17 protein-coding genes are annotated in these 18,841 nt (G+C 56.8%); 11 read left to right on the top strand and 6 right to left on the bottom strand.

Going from position 1 to position 18,841, the window contains the following annotated elements:
- Positions 1-11 precede the first annotated feature (11 nt).
- The gene (locus FBY01_RS21385) at positions 12-1,253 is read right to left on the bottom strand and encodes an MgtC/SapB family protein (RefSeq protein ID WP_145309446.1); all 1,242 of its coding nucleotides are present in this window, start codon (positions 1,251-1,253) and stop codon (positions 12-14) included.
- 273 nt (positions 1,254-1,526) lie between these two features.
- Between FBY01_RS21385 and FBY01_RS21380 the strand changes: the two genes are divergently transcribed.
- Positions 1,527-2,453 carry a universal stress protein gene (locus FBY01_RS21380; RefSeq protein ID WP_077749851.1) on the top strand — a complete coding sequence of 309 codons (927 nt, stop codon included), beginning with the start codon at positions 1,527-1,529 and terminating at the stop codon, positions 2,451-2,453.
- Between the two features lie 70 nt (positions 2,454-2,523).
- Here FBY01_RS21380 and FBY01_RS21375 read toward each other — a convergent pair whose 3' ends face one another.
- On the bottom strand, positions 2,524-3,882 hold the full coding sequence (locus FBY01_RS21375; RefSeq protein WP_145309448.1) for an MATE family efflux transporter: 1,359 nt from the start codon (positions 3,880-3,882) through the stop codon (positions 2,524-2,526).
- Between the two features lie 414 nt (positions 3,883-4,296).
- Here FBY01_RS21375 and FBY01_RS21370 point away from each other — a divergent pair, with 414 nt between their 5' ends.
- From FBY01_RS21370 to FBY01_RS21360, 3 genes are all read left to right on the top strand, one after another.
- On the top strand, positions 4,297-6,264 hold the full coding sequence (locus tag FBY01_RS21370) for an alkyl/aryl-sulfatase (RefSeq protein WP_145309450.1): 1,968 nt from the start codon (positions 4,297-4,299) through the stop codon (positions 6,262-6,264).
- 328 nt (positions 6,265-6,592) lie between these two features.
- The gene (locus tag FBY01_RS21365; RefSeq protein WP_145309452.1) at positions 6,593-7,159 is read left to right on the top strand and encodes a DJ-1/PfpI family protein; all 567 of its coding nucleotides are present in this window, start codon (positions 6,593-6,595) and stop codon (positions 7,157-7,159) included.
- Between the two features lie 44 nt (positions 7,160-7,203).
- A complete protein-coding gene (locus FBY01_RS21360; RefSeq protein WP_145309455.1) occupies positions 7,204-7,533 on the top strand; it encodes a hypothetical protein in 330 nt (109 codons plus the stop codon).
- Between the two features lie 324 nt (positions 7,534-7,857).
- On the opposite strand, the gene FBY01_RS21355 is transcribed toward FBY01_RS21360, so the two are convergent.
- Positions 7,858-8,412, bottom strand: a complete 555-nt coding sequence (locus FBY01_RS21355; RefSeq protein ID WP_145309457.1) for a GNAT family N-acetyltransferase — start codon at positions 8,410-8,412, stop codon at positions 7,858-7,860.
- A gap of 168 nt (positions 8,413-8,580) precedes the next feature.
- Positions 8,581-9,099, bottom strand: a complete 519-nt coding sequence (locus tag FBY01_RS21350) for an isochorismatase family protein (protein WP_145309459.1) — start codon at positions 9,097-9,099, stop codon at positions 8,581-8,583.
- A gap of 617 nt (positions 9,100-9,716) precedes the next feature.
- On the opposite strand from FBY01_RS21350, the gene FBY01_RS21345 reads away from it, so the two are divergent.
- The 6 genes from FBY01_RS21345 to FBY01_RS21325 all read left to right on the top strand — a co-directional run bounded on the left by FBY01_RS21345 (position 9,717) and on the right by FBY01_RS21325 (position 16,175).
- The gene (locus FBY01_RS21345) at positions 9,717-9,989 is read left to right on the top strand and encodes a hypothetical protein (protein ID WP_145309462.1); all 273 of its coding nucleotides are present in this window, start codon (positions 9,717-9,719) and stop codon (positions 9,987-9,989) included.
- Positions 9,990-10,160: 171 nt separating this feature from the next.
- Positions 10,161-10,883: an NERD domain-containing protein gene (locus tag FBY01_RS21340; RefSeq protein ID WP_372241885.1), complete on the top strand. Its 723-nt coding sequence runs from the start codon at positions 10,161-10,163 to the stop codon at positions 10,881-10,883.
- A gap of 50 nt (positions 10,884-10,933) precedes the next feature.
- Positions 10,934-11,068: a hypothetical protein gene (locus tag FBY01_RS31935; protein WP_255311816.1), complete on the top strand. Its 135-nt coding sequence runs from the start codon at positions 10,934-10,936 to the stop codon at positions 11,066-11,068.
- Between the two features lie 261 nt (positions 11,069-11,329).
- Positions 11,330-12,784 (top strand): TrkH family potassium uptake protein, encoded by a 1,455-nt coding sequence (locus FBY01_RS21335; protein ID WP_145309467.1) that lies wholly within the window; start codon positions 11,330-11,332, stop codon positions 12,782-12,784.
- Between the two features lie 279 nt (positions 12,785-13,063).
- Complete coding sequence (locus FBY01_RS21330) at positions 13,064-15,646, top strand: EAL domain-containing protein (RefSeq protein ID WP_145309469.1); 2,583 nt, start codon at positions 13,064-13,066, stop codon at positions 15,644-15,646.
- A 202-nt stretch (positions 15,647-15,848) separates the two neighbouring features.
- Complete coding sequence (locus tag FBY01_RS21325; RefSeq protein ID WP_224795472.1) at positions 15,849-16,175, top strand: hypothetical protein; 327 nt, start codon at positions 15,849-15,851, stop codon at positions 16,173-16,175.
- 97 nt (positions 16,176-16,272) lie between these two features.
- Here the strand turns inward: FBY01_RS21325 and FBY01_RS21320 are convergent, their stop codons facing one another.
- Positions 16,273-16,548 carry a hypothetical protein gene (locus FBY01_RS21320; protein WP_145309471.1) on the bottom strand — a complete coding sequence of 92 codons (276 nt, stop codon included), beginning with the start codon at positions 16,546-16,548 and terminating at the stop codon, positions 16,273-16,275.
- Positions 16,549-16,879: 331 nt separating this feature from the next.
- On the opposite strand from FBY01_RS21320, the gene FBY01_RS21315 reads away from it, so the two are divergent.
- Positions 16,880-17,365, top strand: a complete 486-nt coding sequence (locus FBY01_RS21315) for a DUF6130 family protein (RefSeq protein WP_102595542.1) — start codon at positions 16,880-16,882, stop codon at positions 17,363-17,365.
- Between the two features lie 112 nt (positions 17,366-17,477).
- On the opposite strand, the gene FBY01_RS21310 is transcribed toward FBY01_RS21315, so the two are convergent.
- Entirely contained in the window at positions 17,478-18,794 is a 1,317-nt protein-coding gene (locus tag FBY01_RS21310) for a cytosine permease (RefSeq protein WP_145309473.1), read from the bottom strand.
- Positions 18,795-18,841: the final 47 nt, after the last annotated feature.

The following is an 18,841-nucleotide window of genomic DNA, read 5'->3' as shown; positions in this document are numbered from 1 at the left end:
CAAACAGGGCCTCAGAGCAACCAGAGGCCCGCCCACATCGCCACTGTCAGCAACACCTGGCCGGGCACCACATACACGGCGAACCGGCGCCCGCCGCTGACCCAGGCCACGACGCATTTGCTCAGGGAATTGCTGCTGACCGCGAGCAGCACAGGCGCGGCAATGACATCAAACGGCAACAACCCGGACTTGGCCAGGGCCGCAATCGAGGCCGTCGAGGCATGCGCATCGGCGAACCCGGTAAAGACCGCCGTCAGCATCACCCCCACCTCGCCGAAGTAGTTGAGCATCATCGACGACAGAAAGGTAATACCGGTCATGGCCAGCGCGACCACCACGGCCAGCTTGAGGTTGAAGGCCCCACCGACCTTGATCGGCTGGCTGGGGCCGGTCACCGGCTTGTGAAACATCAGACCCAGGCCATAGAGCGCGGTGGCGATGGTCCCGCACAACAGCGGTCCCCACACGTGACGCAGCAGATCGGGTTCAACCGCCCCCAGGATCAGGCCGACCTGCGTGAAGGTGGCCAGGTTGGAGAAAATCGCCGCCGCGCCGAGAATCTTGATGTTGCCGGGCTCCGCGCTGACCCGATGCCCCATCGTGGCGATGGTCACAGTGCTGGAGGCAAACCCGGAGGCAATGGCACTGAGCGCATAACCGTAACGGCTGCCGAGCGTTCGCACGGCAATATGGCCCACTGCGCCTATCGCCATCAGCAGCACGGTCAAGGCGCAAATGGTTCGCAGGTTGATCGCCGAATAGGGGCCGATGAAGCGGTCCGGCGCCAACGGCAATACCACCAGCACCGCCACCAGCAGCACCAGCGCGTCGCGCATTTCCGCCTCGGTCAATTGACTGCGCGCAAAGTGATGCAATTTCTGCCGATACGCCAGCAACCCCGCCATCGCCACACCGATGGCCGTGGCCAGCGCCGGCGCGGTAACGCACAACCCGCCCAGCACCAACACCGTGAACAAGGCCACTTCGCTGGTCACGCCGGGGTCATCGCTCAGGCTGCGCCAGTACGCCACCGTGACCAGCAACGCCACACAGGTGGCCATGATCCCCAACAGCAAGCCGCCGCCCACTTGCATCGCGCCATACCCCAGCAACGCGGTAATCGCGAACGTGCGCAAACCGGCACAGGCACGGCTGTCCCCTCGCCCCTTGTGCCGTTCGCGTTCAAGGCCGATGAGCATGCCGATCCCCAGCGCAGCCGCCGCGCCGGTCATGCCACCGAGGGTTTCATTCATTGGACTCTCAATCCGGCCAAGCCGGGGGGATCTGCATTCAGTTGACGCCAGCGTGCGCCAAACCGTTCATGCCCAGGTTGATCATGATCAACCTCTTCCAGTATGGCCCAGGCAACCAAACGTCGGCCGCCCTCGCGCCGACACGCGCAGGTTTGACAAAGATCAAGCGGCCCATCCTCACCATCGCCACTATGGACTTCAGGTAAACGCTCCAGCCAACCCTCGCGGCCACTTCAGGCCTGCGTCTGTGTGAAGACCCAAGGGAGAATTGTCATGACCGAACAAGCACGCTTTATGCTCATCGCCTCGCCCCTGATGGAAAACAGCCCCGCGTTCGACCGGGCCGCCGCGCTGGCCAAGGCGCAAGACGCGGCGCTGCACATCGTCGCGTTCGATTTCCTGGAAGGCCTGGCCACCGCCAGCCTGGTCAACCGCGACGCTCTGGAACAGATGCGCCTGGGGTACGTCGAGCGCCACCGCCAGTGGCTGGAAGATCAGGCCCGGCCCTTGCGCAAGATCGGCGTGACCGTCACCACGGAAGTGGTCTGGGTCGAACGTCCGTTGCAGGAAATCCTGATCCACCTCAAAGAGCAGCCGATGACCCTGGTGATCAAGGCGCTGCAACACGAATCGCTGCTGTCACGGATGATGTTCACGCCGCTGGACATCCACCTGCTGCGCGAATGCCCGGTGCCGCTGCATTTTGTCAGTAACGTGCAACACGCCTTGCCGCGCCGGATCGTCGCGGCCGTCGACCCGTTCCATCGCGATGGCCAATACGAAGGCTTCAATGACCGCATCCTGCATGAGGCGGTGAAGCTGGGCACGGCCTGCAACGCCCAGGTCGACGTGGTGTACGCCTATGACCTGTCGTCCATCGGCGCCGATGAGTTCGGTTTCGGCGACGCCACCAAATTCTTCTCCTCGACCAAGGCCAAAACCCTGTTCGACGCCCAAGGTGAAGCCTTCAACGCGCTGGCCGAACGCAACGGCATTCCGCCGGAACAGCGGCACATGGTGATGGGCAACCCGGCCAAAGTCCTGTCCAGTTATGCCGATGCCTACAACGTCGACGTGATCGTCATGGGTCGGGTTGGCCACCGCGGCATCGGGCGGCTGATCGGCAGCACAGTGGAACACCTGCTGTACAAAATGCCGTGCAGCGTGTGGGTGGTGTCGCCGGAAGTCATCGAGGAATAAGCAACGACCGCGCGCCATCCAAAAAAATGGGCCGCCGTTTGCACGGCAGCCCATTTTTTATGGCGCGGCGCTACACCAACCGCTCGATCGCCTGATGCTTCCAGACCTTTTTGTAATACGCCGTCTGCAACACCAGCATGCCCAGGTACGCCACGGGAAAGGCCATCCACACGCCCTGCAACCCAAACTGCCCGTCCAGCACATACGCCACCGGCAACTGCACGCCGACCACGCAGAAAATCGAAATCGCCATTGGCACCAGCACCGAACCGCTGGCGCGCATGATGCCGCCGACAATCGCCTGGAAGCCAAACACCAACAGGCTCCAGAGCATGATGTGCAACAGATGCTCCGCCATCGCCCGGGTCGAATCCTCGGTGAGAAACAACCCCAGCAACCAGTGCGACAGCAAATACCCCAACACCACCAGACCACCGGTCAGGCACACATTGATCAACAGCCCCGTGCGCAAAATCGGCCCCATGCGCTCAAGCCGCCCTGCCCCGATCGCCTGAGCGCCAAGGATCGACGCGGTGATCGCAATCGACAACGCCGGAAACTGCACGTAATTGACGATCTGCGTCACCGCCCCATACGCCGCCGTCGCCTGTGAACCGTGCCGATTCACCAGCGCCAGAATCACCAACTCCGACACCGATAACACCACCATCTGCAACCCGGTCGGCAAACCGATGCGCAACACCTTGCCGAGAATCACCAGGTCCAGGCGCATCGCCGCAAACATCTCCCGATCCGGCGCCAACGGATGCCCCTTGCGAATCAAGCGCCACGCCAACCAGCCCATCGCCGACAAATTCCCCACCAGCCCCGCATACGCTGCACTCTGAATCCCCATCATCGGCAACCCGAACCACCCCCGAATCAACGCCGGCGTCAGCGCCAACCCGATACACGTCGACACCACCAACGCAATCAACGGCGACACCGTATCGCTGACCCCGCGCAGCAACTGAGTGAACAGCACGTAGACCAGCAGCGACGGCATGATCCACATCATCACGTGGGCGTAGGACACCGCATCGTCAATCACGTCGGCCGGTGTGCCGAGGCCTTGCAGGGCGGGCCGTGCAAAGACGCTGCCCAAAATCGCCACTACCAGTCCGATCATTGCGCCCAGGAGCAACGTGGTGCCGGCGATGGTTTTCACCAAGTGCGGCTCGCGCGCGCCCCAGGCTTGGCCGATGAGCACGCCAGCACCTGCGCCGAGGCCAATGACCAGAGCGATGAAGAAGAAGACGATGGGGAACATGCCCGACACGGCGGCCAGGGCCTGGGTGCCGAGCATTTGGCCGATGTAGATGCTGTTGATGGTGCCCGACATGGATTGGAGGAAATTGGAGAGGACCATGGGGGCGAGGAAAAGGAGGTAGGTTTTCCAGAGGGGATGTTGAGGGGCTGGGGTTTGCATTGAGGGTCCGTCTCGGGGTGGGCGCGGTTTGGGAATTCTACGCTAGGGGGCTGGGCACTGCCCTTTCGATTTCGCGGATGTGAACAGCGTGAGTGATGTGTGCTTTCGGCCAGAAGCTGCCTGTCAATTCCACGGGCGTTCTCCCGTCCTCACTAACCGCATACACGATCACTGACTGCTTGATTTATCTCAACTCTGCCGGCCTTGGCGTCGTAATACTCCAAGGGTGAACACAATAAATGCGGACCAGGGTGCGGAGCTAGAGTATCGAGTCAGTGGAGCACCGTCGCACCGCCCCCAATGCGCCATGCAGCCACCCTGTTATGACCTGCGTTTTTCATTTCTTTGTACGAAATTATTCCCGACGTCAGAAGCTGTTTCGGGAGTGTGCTTGCAAACATGAGGAGACACGACATGCTAGCTCTGCTTCCCAGACAAATAGTACTCGCGGTGTTATCGAGTTGCGTGGTAATCGGCGCGGTGCAGGCCGCACCTAACGACGCCACCGATGCAACTCGAAAAGCCAACGATGCTTTGCTCAGCTATTTGCCCTTTGCCAATAAACAAGACTTCGACGATGCGAACCACGGCTTCGTTGCCGATTTACCCAGTCCTGTGATCAAGGGCGATGCGGGCAATACCGTTATCGACCTGTCTCAGTACGACTTTCTCAAGCAAGAAGGCCCGACACCGGCCACCGTCAACCCGAGTCTGTGGCGGCAATCGCAGTTGCTGACGATTCGAGGGTTGTTCAAAGTGGTGGATGGCATCTACCAGGTACGCAATATCGATCTGGCCAACATCACCTTCATCCGTGGCAAGACTGGCTGGATCGTCATTGATCCACTGACTTCGGCGGAAACAGCCAAAGCGGCGCTGGGGCTGGTCAATGACAAAGTTGAAAAACTACCAGTGTCTGCCGTGATATTTACTCACTCGCATGTTGACCACTTCGCTGGCGTGCGCGCGATGGTCGACGACGCCGATGTGAAGTCCGGCAAAGTGCCGCTGATCGCCCCTGAAGGCTTTATGGAAGAAGCGGTCAGTGAAAATGTGTTTGCCGGCACCGCGATGAGCCGTCGCGCTTCTTACATGTACGGCAATCTGTTGCCAAAAGACCCCAAAGGTACGGTCAGTGGTGGCTTGGGTATAACCACAGCAGCAGGCACCATCACCCTGCTCGAACCGAACAAACTGATCGAGAAAACCGGAGAAACACTCACCGTCGACGGGATCGAGGTGGTGTTCCAAATGGCGCCCGGCACAGAAGCTCCGGCTGAAATGCTGTTCTATTTCCCGCAATTCAAAGCCATTGACTTGGCCGAGGATGGCAACCACACCTTGCACAACATTCTGACCCTGCGTGGTGCAAAAGTTCGCAGCGCGCAAAAGTGGGCGAGTGCCCTGGGGCAAACCATTGATCTGTGGGGGGCGGATGCCGTGGTGTCGTTCGGCAGCCACCATTGGCCGCAGTGGGGTAATGATCGCGTTGTGCAGCATCTGGAGAAACAGCGCGACCTCTACAAGTACATTAACGATCAGACGCTGCGCATGGCCAACCAAGGCATGACCATGAACGAGATCGCCGAGGCGTTCGTCCTGCCTGACAGCCTGGCGAAAGAGTTCTATAACCGCGGCTACTACGGCAATCTCAAACATAACGTGCGCGCGACCTATCAACTCTACCTGGGCTTCTGGGACGGTAACCCGGCCAACTTCGATCCATTACCACCAACCGAGGAGGCTAAGAAGTACGTCGAAATGGTGGGTGCCGACAAGATGGTCAAAACCGCTCAGGATGCCTATGCCCAAGGCGACTACCGCTGGGCGGCGACTGTCGCCAACAAGGTGGTGTTCGCCGATCCGAAGAACCAGGCTGCTCGTTCTGTCGAGGCTGACGCCCTGGAACAGATGGGTTACCAGGCTGAATCGGGACCTGCGCGAAACTTCTATCTGTCCGGCGCCCAAGAACTGCGGGGGGGCGTCAAGAAAATGGTCACGCCCAACACCAGTTCACCTGACATCATTCGCGGCATGACCACTGAAATGTTTCTCGACTTCCTTGCCATTCACTTGAATGGCCCGAAAGTCGGCGAGAAGTCCTATACGTTCAACCTCAACTTCCCGGACACCAACGCCACGTACGTGTTGACTGTAAAAAATGGCGTCATGAACTACAAAAAAGGCAAGCCATTGGATAAGACCGACGGCACGGTCACTCTTAACCGGACCACCCTCGATGACATCGCCTTGGGCAAACTGAAACTGGGTAACTTATCGGACAGTGGCGAAGTGAAAATCGAAGGCGACAAGGACAAGTTTAAAGACATGCTGACCCATTTCGACAAGTTCGATTTCTGGTTCACCATCGCGGAACCGTAGCGCTTATGCGCTTGGCACTCAGGCAATGGGTTTGATTGGTTTGCCTGATGAATCTCAGAGGGTGCGCTATGTATCGAAGCAGCCACGCTTGCCGACTGAATATTGCTCCATAGATCCTTGTTTTGACCCTATTAGGCAGTAACGCCTGGGCTGGCGGGATCCGGATTTACGAGGCCGGCCAGATGATTCTCAGATTTATTAATAGGGCAGGCAGTCCGCTCCTGGCCGATTTCTGCCCGTCGCGAAGGGCAGTCATCGACCCATTGCTGCCCTTGATGTCTGTTTGTTGTCGTCATATGTTACGGGCATTCATGGAGGATTCTGACTGATGGCACGCGTGGGTTTGATACTGACACCCGGTTTTGCGGACTGGGAATATGCTTTCATTGCTGGTACGGCGTCCCCGTTTTACGGGATCGACGTCAGGTATTTCGCTCCTACTACGGGGCAGTTTCGTTCGCAGGGTGGATTGGCTGTAACGGTTGATAGCAGCTTGCAACAATGTCTGGACTGGAAACCGGACGTTGTCGTCGTCATTGGAGGAATGGTCTGGGAAAGTGCAGAAGCCCCGGATATTCGAGACTTTCTTCATGCCAGTCGTTCAAGTGGAGCAACCATTGCCGGTATCTGTGGAGGAACGCTGGCACTTGCGAGGGCCGGGCTTCTAGACATGGTTCCTCATACCTCGAACAGCGCTGACTTCTTACAGAATGCCGTCAGTTATGAAGGCTGCACGCTTTACCGAAGCAGCTCAATAGCGGTGATGGCAGACCGCATCATTACTGCTCCAGGCACCGCCCCCGTTAGCTTCACCTGCGCAGTGTTTGAACGTGCCGGGCTATCTTCAGAGAGCATTTCTCAGTTCAGGTCAATGTTGGCAGCAGAACATGGGTGATCGCGTCGTCCCGGCATGTCGGGCACATTCTCAGGAGAGAATTGATGAGCGCTGGCGATGTACCTGTGGAGCAAGTAGTACTAGGCTATGTAACCTTTGTAGGGAGTGAGGGGCCGTGGATCGGAGCGCAGTTCATGAGCTTCAGTTATAGCGCCAATGGGAAGCGGTTTCACAAGTCTCTCAACGAAACCATTGACGCTTGGTCAACTGCAACTCTGCGTAAAGCCTCATACGGACTGAAGGTAGGCGACCCTGTGTCGGTTTGGTGCTCTCTCAGCGACCCGGACGTGTGTTGCATCGGCGAAAAACCAGCCGAAAAACCAGCATTGTTGCGTTTGATTGAGACTCTGGGAGCGATAGGGTATTTAAGTTGATCCACGCTGTCCAAGCCGACATTTTTTGAGGTGTTTGCTGTGTGGCGTGCTGGATCATCCGATGCCTGAATCCTGGCGCGCAATGGCAGCTTCTGGCCCAGAGTGTGTAAAAACGTTTCGCCAAAATTGAAGTGTGCGCGTCTACGTTAAATCTGAAATTTATCGGCACGTCAGCAGATGTGGATTTCGCGTAGAAGCGCGATTTGCAGTCCGTTTTTGAGTACCTGTCGCGCTGAAAAACGTTTTCACACAGCCTCGGCCGTTTGCAACCGGTTGAAATCGACCCGATAGCAGCCTGTCACTCGGACCGGCACAAATTTCAGGTCAAGTTTCAGCGCGCGCGCCAAGCCACTCGCTCCGTGTGATCTCCCAGACTTCGACCTGCATGGGCCCCGAGACAAAATGCCCGTTCCGCGTCCCGATCATCCGCATGCCTTCATGTTGGGATACCTTGCGCGAAGCGTGGTTGGCGACAGCCTTGGGCACTTGCATGACCGGACGTAGTAATGTCGCGAACCAGTAAGCGTTGACGACCTCGCAGGCTTCGCGCATATAGCCGTTGCCCTGCCACAGAGGCGCGAGCCAGAACCCCCTATTGTTACCTGGCTGGTCATACAGGCTGATGCTCCCGATGCTGCGCTCAGGTTGCGCGCGCGTGCGAATCATCCAGTGCCACTCTTGTCGTCTAGCCATGGCGGGAAGAGCGACATCGCGCACGTAAACCAGCGCCCCATCCTGCGGGTAGGGCCATGGCACACGGCTGTCAAGGTAGCGGACCACTTCCCATTGGGGAAACAGCTGTTGTATCGCGGCTGCATCAGTCATTCGCAGTGGCGTGAGGATAAGACGGCTGGTGTATAGCGTCGGGGGGCAATCCATCGCATAAAATCCTTGGCAAGAGTTGTTGCAGATTTGATCAATACTTTCCTAAAGCAATCGTGCCTTTGTCGCGTGTCTACACTTGGCCGATTTCTGCCTGCCGTGGGGGCAGCAGCCACCCAAAGCGGACAGATCGACCCAGAACTTGAGTCGATCTATCAATGCCGGTCAGAAACGCCAGTCCTCAGCGTGAACGACACGACAGAATGGGCCCGCCAGGGTTGCATTGTGATGAGCGACGATACTTTCAGCCTTCAATGCGGGAGTGTCGGTGCAGGTATGACCATCGGCGATCAGCACTGCGTCGAATCCAAGATCTCGTGCGGCGCGGCAGGTGCTGTCGACACAATACTGGGTCTTCATTCCCGCAATAACCACGCCTCGAGATCCACAAGCCTTTAGTCGATCGGCCAGGTCAGTCATGGCGAAAGCGTTAGGTCGGCTTTTGTTGAAAATCACTTCGTCGCCTTGCAGCAACAGTTCCTGCACCAGTTGCGTCAACGGGCTTCCAGGTTCGATAGGCGAGCCGGGCGGCCCCACGTGGCGAGCAAGAAAAATTGGCGCGCCGGCCCTGCGGGCTTTATTCAACAGACTATTCAACGTATTCAGCAGCGCCTCACCAGCCCATGGTTCATCCGGGCCATGAAACAATCCAACCTGCATATCGAGAATCAACAGTGCATGCATAGTGCTTTTCCTTGCGTTTGGACCAGCGACACAAGGGCAAAAGAAAAGGCCCTTTCCATCACTGGCGGGCCTTTGAAGTTCGTGCGTTATTGGCTCACGACACCTCTCACGACCCGCCTCGGGCGGTCGTAGTCGTGGTGGTGGTCGAGGCAATGCGTAGCTGATTCATAAGCGGACAGTATCTGCACGGTGCCTGGTTGGCAAGGGGACAAGATCTACGCGATGGCTACTTCTTGTATTGCTCATTGAGGTCCGCTTTTGGCCGATAGCAGTCGCTCACAGAAGGTATGTAACGGTCCTAGGACCGCCATTAATCTCCTACACAAACTTCGGAATTCCTAACCTTGCCCGTCGTTCCGATGAAGTTTATAGTCCGCCCCGTCGCCCAAAATGGCGATTCAGGTTTGGCGACCTGATCGATCGGATGCAAAAGCGCTGTGCTTTCATGCAGTCGCTTTCGCATGCCCGCAAAGCTGTCTTTATGGCAGCTGTGCGCGGGAGACCTTCGGGTCTGCCGGTATTCCGATCCCGGTTCGCCAACCTGCGTACAGCTGTCACCCATTCGTTTGGCGACGATTGAGGGGCAGTCAATCTTTGCTTTGATCGGAGTTTTACCTTTGGAAAGATACATGCCTCTTACCGGAATCGACCTGATCCCGGCCTCCCTGCTCATCGACACACAAGCTCCACTCGACGTCCTTCAAGCCATGGCCGACTACCGCATCCGCGCCGTCACGCAGGTGCTGGAAAACATCGCCTTCCGCGCCGAGCTCGGTTGTGACACGGTGGTGTTGACGGACTTCTCCAAATTGCTGGCCATCCCATTGCGCGATGGCTGTGACTTGATGGATGTGATCGGCCGACGCTTGCGGGCGCAGGCGGCGGAGTAAATGAAAACGGGCGCCTATCGGGTGCCCGTTTTGTTTGCGGTCCGGAATGCTTTACTGGGACGTAGCATCGGACAACTCAACACCCCTCCCCTCACTGCAAAGGACTGCCAAGTGAACATCTCCGTTATCCTGCACCCCTTACTCAACATCCTGGTCTGGCTGCTACCGCTGATGCTGGTATGGACGCTGCTGCGCACGCGCCTGTTCAAAGGCTGCTTCGGTGAGCGTCTGGTGCGTTTGCGCGCACACTTTAGATTGGATCGTCAGGTTTACCGTCGCCTGCATGACGTGACACTGATCACCCCGGACGGCACCACGCAGATCGACCATGTGTTTGTGTCGCCCTTCGGCATTTTTGTGCTGGAGACCAAGCACATGAAAGGCTGGATCTTCGGTGGTGAGAAGCAGGCTCAGTGGACGCAGCTGATTCACAAGAAGCGCTTCACCTTCCAGAACCCGAACCGCCAGAACTACAAACACTTGAAGGCCCTGCAAGCGGCGTTGGGCATCGGCCCGAACTTTGTGCATTCGGTCATCGTGTTTGTCGGCCCAAGCACTTTCAAGACCAGGATGCCGGCTAATGTCACCCGAGGCGGTGGCTGGGTCCATTACATCAAGTCTTTCCAGCAAACGGTGTTCAGCGAGGCGCAGGTGACGGCCATGTTGCAGACCTTGCAAGCAGGTCGCCTGGCGCCGACGCTCGCTACCCGACGTGAGCATGTGCAACGCCTGAAGCAGCGCGACGATCCATCGGCCTCGCGCCAATGCCCGCGCTGCGGCAGTGCGCTGGTGGTGCGGACATACAACGGTGGCCCGAGGAGCGGTCAACAGTTTTGGGGCTGCAGCACTTTCCCCAAGTGCCGAACGGTGCAGCCCATTTCGCCAGGCAGCTAAGCTGAATGAGTAGGCCCTTTCGCGAAGTGCCGCAATTCAGGAGGCGCAAAATGAGCAAGCAACCTCAACCCCGTAGCCGCTCCAACCCTCAGCCCAAGTCCCGCCCGGTCGTACCTAACCTGCCCAGCAAAACCGGCAACAAGTCCGGGGGCTTGCGCGGTAACTACCCGCCGAAGAAGCCTTGAAGATGAAAAGAAGATGAAAGGTGACAGATCGATTTAAAGTGTTTTGGGCGAATGGTTTTATGAAGCAAAGCATCATGACGCGCTGATACATGCGCCCTTTTTCAGGAGGGAACGCATTATGCGAAGGATTATCGCAACAGGGGCGCTCTTGCTCGCCTCACTTATCCCGACGGGTTGCTGGCAGAAATTTTACGCAAAATTTACGGGTTTGACGGGGTGCGCATCCGATACTGCGCGGTGCAAATTTGGAACGTTATTGTTATGTCCCTCGCAGCCATTCGGCTTATCGGATTCATCCTAGGGCTTTTTCTGATCACGCTGGCCGTGAGCATGGCTATTCCCATGATCACACTGGTGGTCTATGAGCGTAGCGACGATCTGTCAGCATTTCTCTGGTCGAGTTTGATTACCTTTATCTGTGGCCTCCTGTTAGTCGTGCGGGGACGCCCGGATACTGGCCAGCTTCGTCCCAGGGATATGTACCTGCTGACGACCGGAAGCTGGGTCGTTGTGTGCACCTTCGCAGCGTTGCCAATGGTGTTCATCAGCGATATCAGCTACACCGATGCATTCTTTGAAACGATGTCTGGTATCACAACCACTGGTTCGACTGTCCTCACCGGTTTGGATAGCTCATCTCCCGGCTTGTTGATATGGCGCTCCATGCTGCATTGGTTGGGAGGCATTGGCTTCATCGGCATGGCGGTGGCGATCCTCCCGCTGTTGCGAGTAGGCGGCATGCGTCTGTTCCAGACAGAGTCCTCAGATTGGTCGGAGAAAGTGACACCTCGCTCCCACGTGGCAGCCAAGTACATTCTTTTGCTCTACCTTGGGCTGACTGGCATCGGAACCCTGGCGCTCTGGCTCGCTGGAATGACGCCATTCGAAGCGGTCAACCACGCAATGTCATTGATCTCCACCGGGGGATTTTCGACTTCGGACTCCTCACTTGGGCATTGGACGCAACCAGCGATTCACTGGGTAGCGGTGGCCATCATGATTCTGGGCAGCCTCCCCTTCACCCTGTACGTCGCGACATTGCGGGGCAATCGGCGCGCGCTGCTCAAGGATCACCAGGTCCGCGGATTTATTGGGTTCCTGTTCGTCACATCACTGTGCGTGGGCACCTGGCTGTACTTTCACAGCGATTACGGATGGTGGGACGCGTTTCGTATCGTGGCAGTGAACGTGACCTCGGTTGTCACGACCACCGGAGTTGCGGTTGGCGACTACACCTTGTGGGGCAGCTTCGCGGTCTTGCTCTTTTTCTACCTGACCTTCGTCGGTGGATGTTCAGGCTCAACGGCAGGTGGCCTTAAAATCTTCCGTTTCCAGGTCGCAGCCGCTCTCCTGGTCAGTAGCTTGAAGCAGTTGATCCATCCTCGAGCCGTGATACAGAAGAAGTACAACGGTCATCCGATCGACGAGGAAATCGTGCGCTCGCTTTTGACCTTCTCGTTCTTCTTCACGATCACTATTGCGGCCATCGCCTTGGGCCTGGCGCTGATTGGGCTTGATTGGACTACAGCGTTAAGCGGTGCCGCTACTGCGGTGTGTAACGTCGGGCCAGGGCTGGGCACGATCATTGGGCCCGCCGGTAATTTCTCAACATTACCTGATGCGGCCAAATGGATACTGACCATTGGAATGCTTCTGGGAAGGCTGGAAATCCTGACGGTGCTGGTACTTGTCACTCCAGTTTTCTGGAAATATTGACCCACCTTGTCGAGGGCTGAGTCTAAAAAGTACATGGGGGGGCGGCGAGTACTGCCATATAAAGATCAGTAGTCGTTTGAGTTGCTGCTTCGGCAGATGACTGCCTCTCGCCGTTGGCAACAAGCCTATTGCATCGGTAGCGCAACGCGTCTTCGTGAAATCCCGTCTCCGGCAGACTGGGCAGACCTGCTTGGCGCGACGGACGGGCGCTCACTATTTAGCGTCGACTGCCGACAACCTGATATGTAAATAACTAGCTTCAACGAGTACCGGTCATTTATGCCTAACGCTCTCCCCACCATCTCCTGTTCTTCAACCAATCGCTCAAGCGTGGCCCTGACTCGAACTTCGCTATTCAAGTTTGTGGGTCTTTTGGCGGGGGTTTTCTTATTTGCCTGCTTTTCACTTGTTTATGTTGCGCAAAATCTAGATCGGACGGAGGAGCGTGACAGTGCGTTTTACACGAAGAAAGCCGTGGAATCGTTGGAAAAATCGCTGCGCTCGACCGTCAAGGATTACGCCTTTTGGGGCGATGCTTACAAGCACTTGCATACTCAGGTAGACGTGGACTGGGCGTACGTACGACAAAATCTCGGGACGACACTTTATACAGAGTTTGGGTTTCGGGGAGTGTTTGTAGTCAACGATGTCAATCGTACCGTTTATTCCTTGGTCAAGGGTCAGAGGGTGTCAGTTGAAGTCGAACAATGGCTCGAACAGTCTGTTGATGCGATTCTCGATAAAGCACGTGAGGGAGCGGAAACCGAAACGCCGACGACTACGTTCATCAATGTGGGAGGGATACCTGCCCTCGTCGCTGCGGCTGCGATTACGCCCGGAACTGATCCAACGGTCATAGCGGATGATAGATCGGCGTCGGTGTTGATATTCGTTGAAATGTTGGACAGCGCCAAGCTCGCAACAATAGGCCGGGATTTCGGGGTAGATGGCCTGCACACGGCCGCTCCCGACGAAATTCCCTTGGTGTCTGCCTATCCCCTGGGCGAGGCCGGTACAGCAGGCGTCCTGCAATGGAGTCCGCACAAACCAGGGCTGCAATTATTGGCGCTGGGGTTGCCCTTGGTGGGACTCGCTGCGCTGCTGGTGTGCCTGATGACTTGGGTGATCTTGCGTCGTACGACGGCCGCTGCGCAGGCGCTTGACGCCAGCTATGCATCGCTGCAAAGCAGTCAGACCGACCTTGCCACCAGTGAGGCGCGCTTTCGTGATGTTGTTGAGGCCAGTTCGGATTGGGTATGGGAAATGGACGCCGGTTGGCGCTTCACCTATCTATCCGAGCGCTTTGAAGATATCACGGGCTTTTCCAGGACTGCATGGATTGGTGCGGCGATGGATGATCTGCTGCGCACTGAATTAGGCACTTTATCTCAGTGGCTCAGTATTCCGAACCGTCGTCCGGATATCAGTGTTCAGTGCCGCTATGTGGATACAAATGGCCAAGAGCGAATCACCCGTCTTTCGGCGCGAGTCATGGCAGGAGGAGGATTCCGGGGGACAGCAACCGACGTCACGGAGGAAGTTGAAGCCCGTCGACGAATCGAATTCCTCTCACAACATGATGCCCTGACCGGCCTTCCCAACAGGACACGACTACAGGAGTTTCTTGATGGCAAACTCAAAGCGTTGCCGACACTAGAACAACCCTTGGTCATGCTCAGTCTGGACCTTGATCGATTCAAACCAGTGAATGATCTGTTAGGACATGCCGCAGGTGACCTGGTGCTTAACCAGGTGTCGAGCCGCTTGGCAGACTGTGTTCGCCACGGTGATCTTGTCGCTCGGATTGGGGGGGACGAGTTTGTACTGATACTCACCGATGTCAGTTCCCAGGAGGAAGTCGAGGCGCTTTGTCGCCGTTTGATCGAGTCCATCGAGCAGCCGATTCAAATCAATGAGCAAGAGGTATTTGTCAGTGCCAGTATTGGTATCGCGATGGCGCCAAATGACGCTTGCGAGGCGACTGAGCTGCTACGTTATGCGGATATTGCGTTGTATGAAGCCAAGGCTGGAGGTCGTAATACCTGGCGTTTCTATGCGGGGGATATGAACGCCAGGATTATTGAGCGACGTCGTCTGGAAAGTGATCTGCGCTTTGCAATAAAGAATGGAGAACTTCGACTCCACTTCCAGCCGCGCTACCGTATCTCAGACGGGCAGATGGTCGGTGCTGAAGCGTTGATACGGTGGCAACATCCTGAGCGCGGGTTAATACCTCCCGATACGTTCATCCCCATCGCTGAAGAATCCGGCCTGATTCTTTTCTTGAGTGACTGGGTCATCGACACCGCCTGCCGTTGCGCCGCACGGTGGCCGGAACACTTGTTTGTATCCGTCAACCTTTCACCTAGCGAATTCAAGCGAGGCAATTTGGTGGAGCGTGTGCAGAAAGCACTTCACGACTCAGGAATCGCGCCTACCCGGGTAGAGTTGGAGATTACTGAAAACGTCATGCTCGAAGATGCCCCCGGCGCACTAGAGCTGATGCGTACATTGAAGCGCCTGGGCGTGCGCATATGCATGGACGACTTTGGCACGGGGTATTCTTCACTGAGTTATTTGCGCACGTTCCCCTTCGATGGCCTGAAGATAGACCGGAGCTTTCTAAACAAACTGGTCGAAAGTGATGATGAGTCCATCATCCAGGCGATTGTGGGCTTGGGCCGCGCGTTATCACTCACCGTTACGGCGGAAGGGATTGAAACTGCCGAACAGTTGGATTTGCTCAAAGCAGTGTCGTGCGATGAAGGCCAAGGTTTCTTTCTAAGTCGGCCACTTGATACTGACGCCTTTAACCTGTTGGTGAAGGCCAGAAAAAACACAGACGCCAAGAGCAAGGCTTAGTAAAAGGTAACAAATCCATTTAAAGCGTTTTTGGCGAATGGCGTCATCAAGCAAAACAGAATGGCGCCTGATGCATTCGCCCTTTTCGGGAGGAAAAACGATGCGAAGGAGTATCGCAACGGGGGCGCTCTTGCTGGCTTTGGGCGGGTGCGCAACCTCACCCATTCCGGTTTCTGAAGCCCGGCCAGTGCCGGCCGACAAGATGTACGCGTTCAAAAGCCAGGGCACGAAAGCGCCGGGACGCCTGACTATTGTCCGTGATGACGGGTTTGTCGGTGCGGGATGTGACGCCATGTTCTACATCGATGGTCAGCGCGCAGCCAAGATAGGCCCCGGTCAAAAGGCATCTTTCGTTTTGCCTGCCGGTGAAGTGAATCTCGGTGCCGGGCTCGCCGAGTCTGGATTATGTTCGGGTGCCGCGATCAAAACGGTTGCGGCCAGGATAAAACCAGGCAAAGAAGTGATTTATCGAATCAACTGGGATACGCAAGCTTTCTACTTGGGCCCTTACGTTGAGTATGGACGTTGAGCCCAGACGGTTCTGGTCTGTTTCGCACGCTGCACCACCCCGAGCGAGTGATCGCAAACACCAAAGCGTACGGATGGCTCACAACCCCGATCATGTTTTATTTCAGTTCCGTTCTTATTTCGGTTCCGGGTACGAAAAATTTGCCGGGATCATCGACCTTCTTCAGGTCAACCAAGGCCCGGCAAATGCAATGTGAGAATTGCTCCTGCAACGTTTCGGGGTCTGTCCATGCCATTTGCGATGCTGGCAAATGTTGTGCCTCGGTCGATTTATAGCAGACACAATTGTCTAGTCGGGTGACGCCATTATCATGTGTGCTCTGACAAGCAGTGGTCAGCAAAGAGATCGCGATAAGCATGACGAAACGTTTCATTGGCTCCCCTCCGAGGCTGTTGTGAAGGGCTGACGCTCAAGATCGGGCTGGCTGTTGTAACGACGTGGTGACCGCTGAAGGCGGCGACACGGCATGGCCGCAAAACCCGGTCTGCTTAATAAGCCCGACAGTAGAAGGAAGCTTAGCTGTCATTTTGCGCCGCTCCATTTACTGGCTGTTTTTAGCCGATCACCGTCATTAAAGGGCTTGTATTCAACACCCGTTTTCTGCCCCTCCCCACTCGGCTGTTTTGCAGAGAGAGGCAGCTTGGGCATAGACAACTGCCCGGTTTGATCTAGCCTTGAATGAGATCACGCGGGAGAAAAACACCATGCCCCTTGCTCTCAGAAATCTATCTACCTTTGCGTTGGGTGCCTTCCTTTGCATAGCCGCGTGGGGTCAAGGGGTAGCAGACACCGATCAGCCACCGGCCATACTCCCACTGGAGTCTGAGACAGGACCAAAACTCATTGCCTACCCGCCGCTCGCCGCGCCGCTGGCCCGCGGGGTTGTCATTATTCAGTATCGAACCGAGCACGCCCGGATCATGCCGGTATTTGGCAAAACGGCTGTCGAAGTATCACCACGGCTCGGCCACCTTCACGTGACCGTCGACGACTGGAAAGGTACTTGGGCGCACACCAGTGAAGACCCGATTATTTTGGTTGGGCTGACGCCGGGCGCTCACAAGGTTCTACTTGAAGTGGCTGATCCGAGTCATAAGATTTTGACCAGTACGGTGGTGAACTTTGTCGTTCCGCAGAAGAACCCAGCGGACGCTCCTCATGTTGAAGAACGCCACGCAGTGAAACCATAACGGTTGTGCCATCAGCAGCCCTGGAACATTCATCAGCGGATTCGTCATGAGCGTCCGATGCCTGCTCTAACGTGCTAGAGCAGGCAGGCACACAACGATTGACTGAAAAATCCTACTCTGCCAACACTAACCGGTGCCGATGGGATAAGCCCGACTGCAACGCAAATGCAGCGATCACCGTAGAGGGTGCGGAAAAACTGCTCAGGCCACCGCCAACAAACATCAACGCAAGCCCCAAAGCGGTGGCACCAAACCACGCCGTCAAACCCACGGAATTGAACGCGGGCACCCGTTCGAGTGCCGCCATTTCATTGCGCCCGTAGTGTATCTGCGCCAACGCCACGCCGACCCAGGCCACCACGAAGATCCCCTGATAGGCCAACGCTTTGAGGAGGTAGGCAAACACGTCCGCGAGCATCAAGCCGTAGACGATCACCCCCACTACCAATGCCCACATCAAGTACGAACCGCGCAGGCCAAAACGCCCGAAGAACGCCTGCATGTTCAGTGTCGCCAGGTAGTAATTGGCGGTGTTGATCCGGGTTTGCGTGACCCAGACAAACAACAAGCCCCACAAGCCCATCAATTGCAGAATCGCCATCACCACCGAGACTTCGTTCAGCGCACCTTCGTGGGGAATACTGCTGACCAGATAGATGCCCGCCGCGCCATTGAGCAGGAAGGTCACCGCGTAGAACGGCATGCCGAAGTTCCAGCGCCCGTGATACTCGGCGTCTTCAGGCTTGCCAAAACGCGCGTAGTCGAAGGTGAACAGCATCAGCACCCAGACCCCCATGTAAGCGACAAAGCAGTCCCACCAGCCGAAGGCGCTGGGTGTTGCCGGGCCGAAATCCAGCCATTGCGGCTGGTAGCCATATCGACTGATCGAGAGCCCGACCGCCACCAGCAAACCGCCCAGATACACCGGTAACAACACGCCGTTGAGCTTGTCCAGCCAATGCTGCACGCTGCCCAGAATCATTGGCACGCTGTAGAGCACCACCGCCAATGCGGCCAGCGGATAAACCAGCTCCGGATACAGGTGATTGAGCGCCACGGCGATTACCGAGCCTTCAAATATCGCGTAGTAGATCGCCGTGGAAAAGAAGATCAACGTTGCCAGGCACGCTCCGGTACTGCCGAACAGCAACCGTGAAAACAACGCCACCGACAAGCCGCTGCGGATCGCAAAGCGGCTGAGCACGCTATTGACCAGCCCATAGCTGATCACCGACAGAACCATGCCGATCAGTGCGTTGCGGGCTCCATACGACAACGCCAGTGAGGCGCCGACCACGATGTAAAACATCGCACTGCACACCGCCCACCAGGCCATGGTCAGGGACAATCGCCCCATGCGCGCTTCGGCTGGAACGGGTTGATTGGCCGGGTCTTGCCCGGTTTGACTCGATTGCGATAAAGCAGCCATGTGCGTGAACTCCAAAACCAGTCAAAGGTTGAAGCGCGGGCAGCCGC

Source organism: Pseudomonas sp. SJZ077 (genome assembly GCF_007993905.1).
In the GTDB taxonomy this organism is placed as follows: Bacteria; Pseudomonadota; Gammaproteobacteria; order Pseudomonadales; family Pseudomonadaceae; genus Aquipseudomonas; species Aquipseudomonas mandelii.
The sequence above is the reverse complement of the archived record's forward strand: the minus strand, read 5'-3'. Positions and strand labels throughout refer to the sequence as shown.

Coding starts and splice junctions, on each gene's coding strand:
- FBY01_RS21320 (WP_145309471.1), bottom strand. CDS start 16,548: ATGAAACGTTTCGTCATGCTTATCGCGATCTCTTTGCTGACCACTGCT.
- FBY01_RS21375 (WP_145309448.1), bottom strand. CDS start 3,882: ATGCAAACCCCAGCCCCTCAACATCCCCTCTGGAAAACCTACCTCCTT.
- FBY01_RS21310 (WP_145309473.1), bottom strand. CDS start 18,794: ATGGCTGCTTTATCGCAATCGAGTCAAACCGGGCAAGACCCGGCCAAT.
- FBY01_RS21315 (WP_102595542.1), top strand. CDS start 16,880: ATGCCCCTTGCTCTCAGAAATCTATCTACCTTTGCGTTGGGTGCCTTC.
- FBY01_RS21355 (WP_145309457.1), bottom strand. CDS start 8,412: ATGGATTGCCCCCCGACGCTATACACCAGCCGTCTTATCCTCACGCCA.
- FBY01_RS21365 (WP_145309452.1), top strand. CDS start 6,593: ATGGCACGCGTGGGTTTGATACTGACACCCGGTTTTGCGGACTGGGAA.
- FBY01_RS21385 (WP_145309446.1), bottom strand. CDS start 1,253: ATGAATGAAACCCTCGGTGGCATGACCGGCGCGGCGGCTGCGCTGGGG.
- FBY01_RS21340 (WP_372241885.1), top strand. CDS start 10,161: ATGCTGGTATGGACGCTGCTGCGCACGCGCCTGTTCAAAGGCTGCTTC.
- FBY01_RS21350 (WP_145309459.1), bottom strand. CDS start 9,099: ATGCATGCACTGTTGATTCTCGATATGCAGGTTGGATTGTTTCATGGC.
- FBY01_RS21360 (WP_145309455.1), top strand. CDS start 7,204: ATGAGCGCTGGCGATGTACCTGTGGAGCAAGTAGTACTAGGCTATGTA.
- FBY01_RS21335 (WP_145309467.1), top strand. CDS start 11,330: ATGTCCCTCGCAGCCATTCGGCTTATCGGATTCATCCTAGGGCTTTTT.
- FBY01_RS21380 (WP_077749851.1), top strand. CDS start 1,527: ATGACCGAACAAGCACGCTTTATGCTCATCGCCTCGCCCCTGATGGAA.
- FBY01_RS21325 (WP_224795472.1), top strand. CDS start 15,849: ATGTACGCGTTCAAAAGCCAGGGCACGAAAGCGCCGGGACGCCTGACT.
- FBY01_RS31935 (WP_255311816.1), top strand. CDS start 10,934: ATGAGCAAGCAACCTCAACCCCGTAGCCGCTCCAACCCTCAGCCCAAG.
- FBY01_RS21330 (WP_145309469.1), top strand. CDS start 13,064: ATGCCTAACGCTCTCCCCACCATCTCCTGTTCTTCAACCAATCGCTCA.
- FBY01_RS21370 (WP_145309450.1), top strand. CDS start 4,297: ATGCTAGCTCTGCTTCCCAGACAAATAGTACTCGCGGTGTTATCGAGT.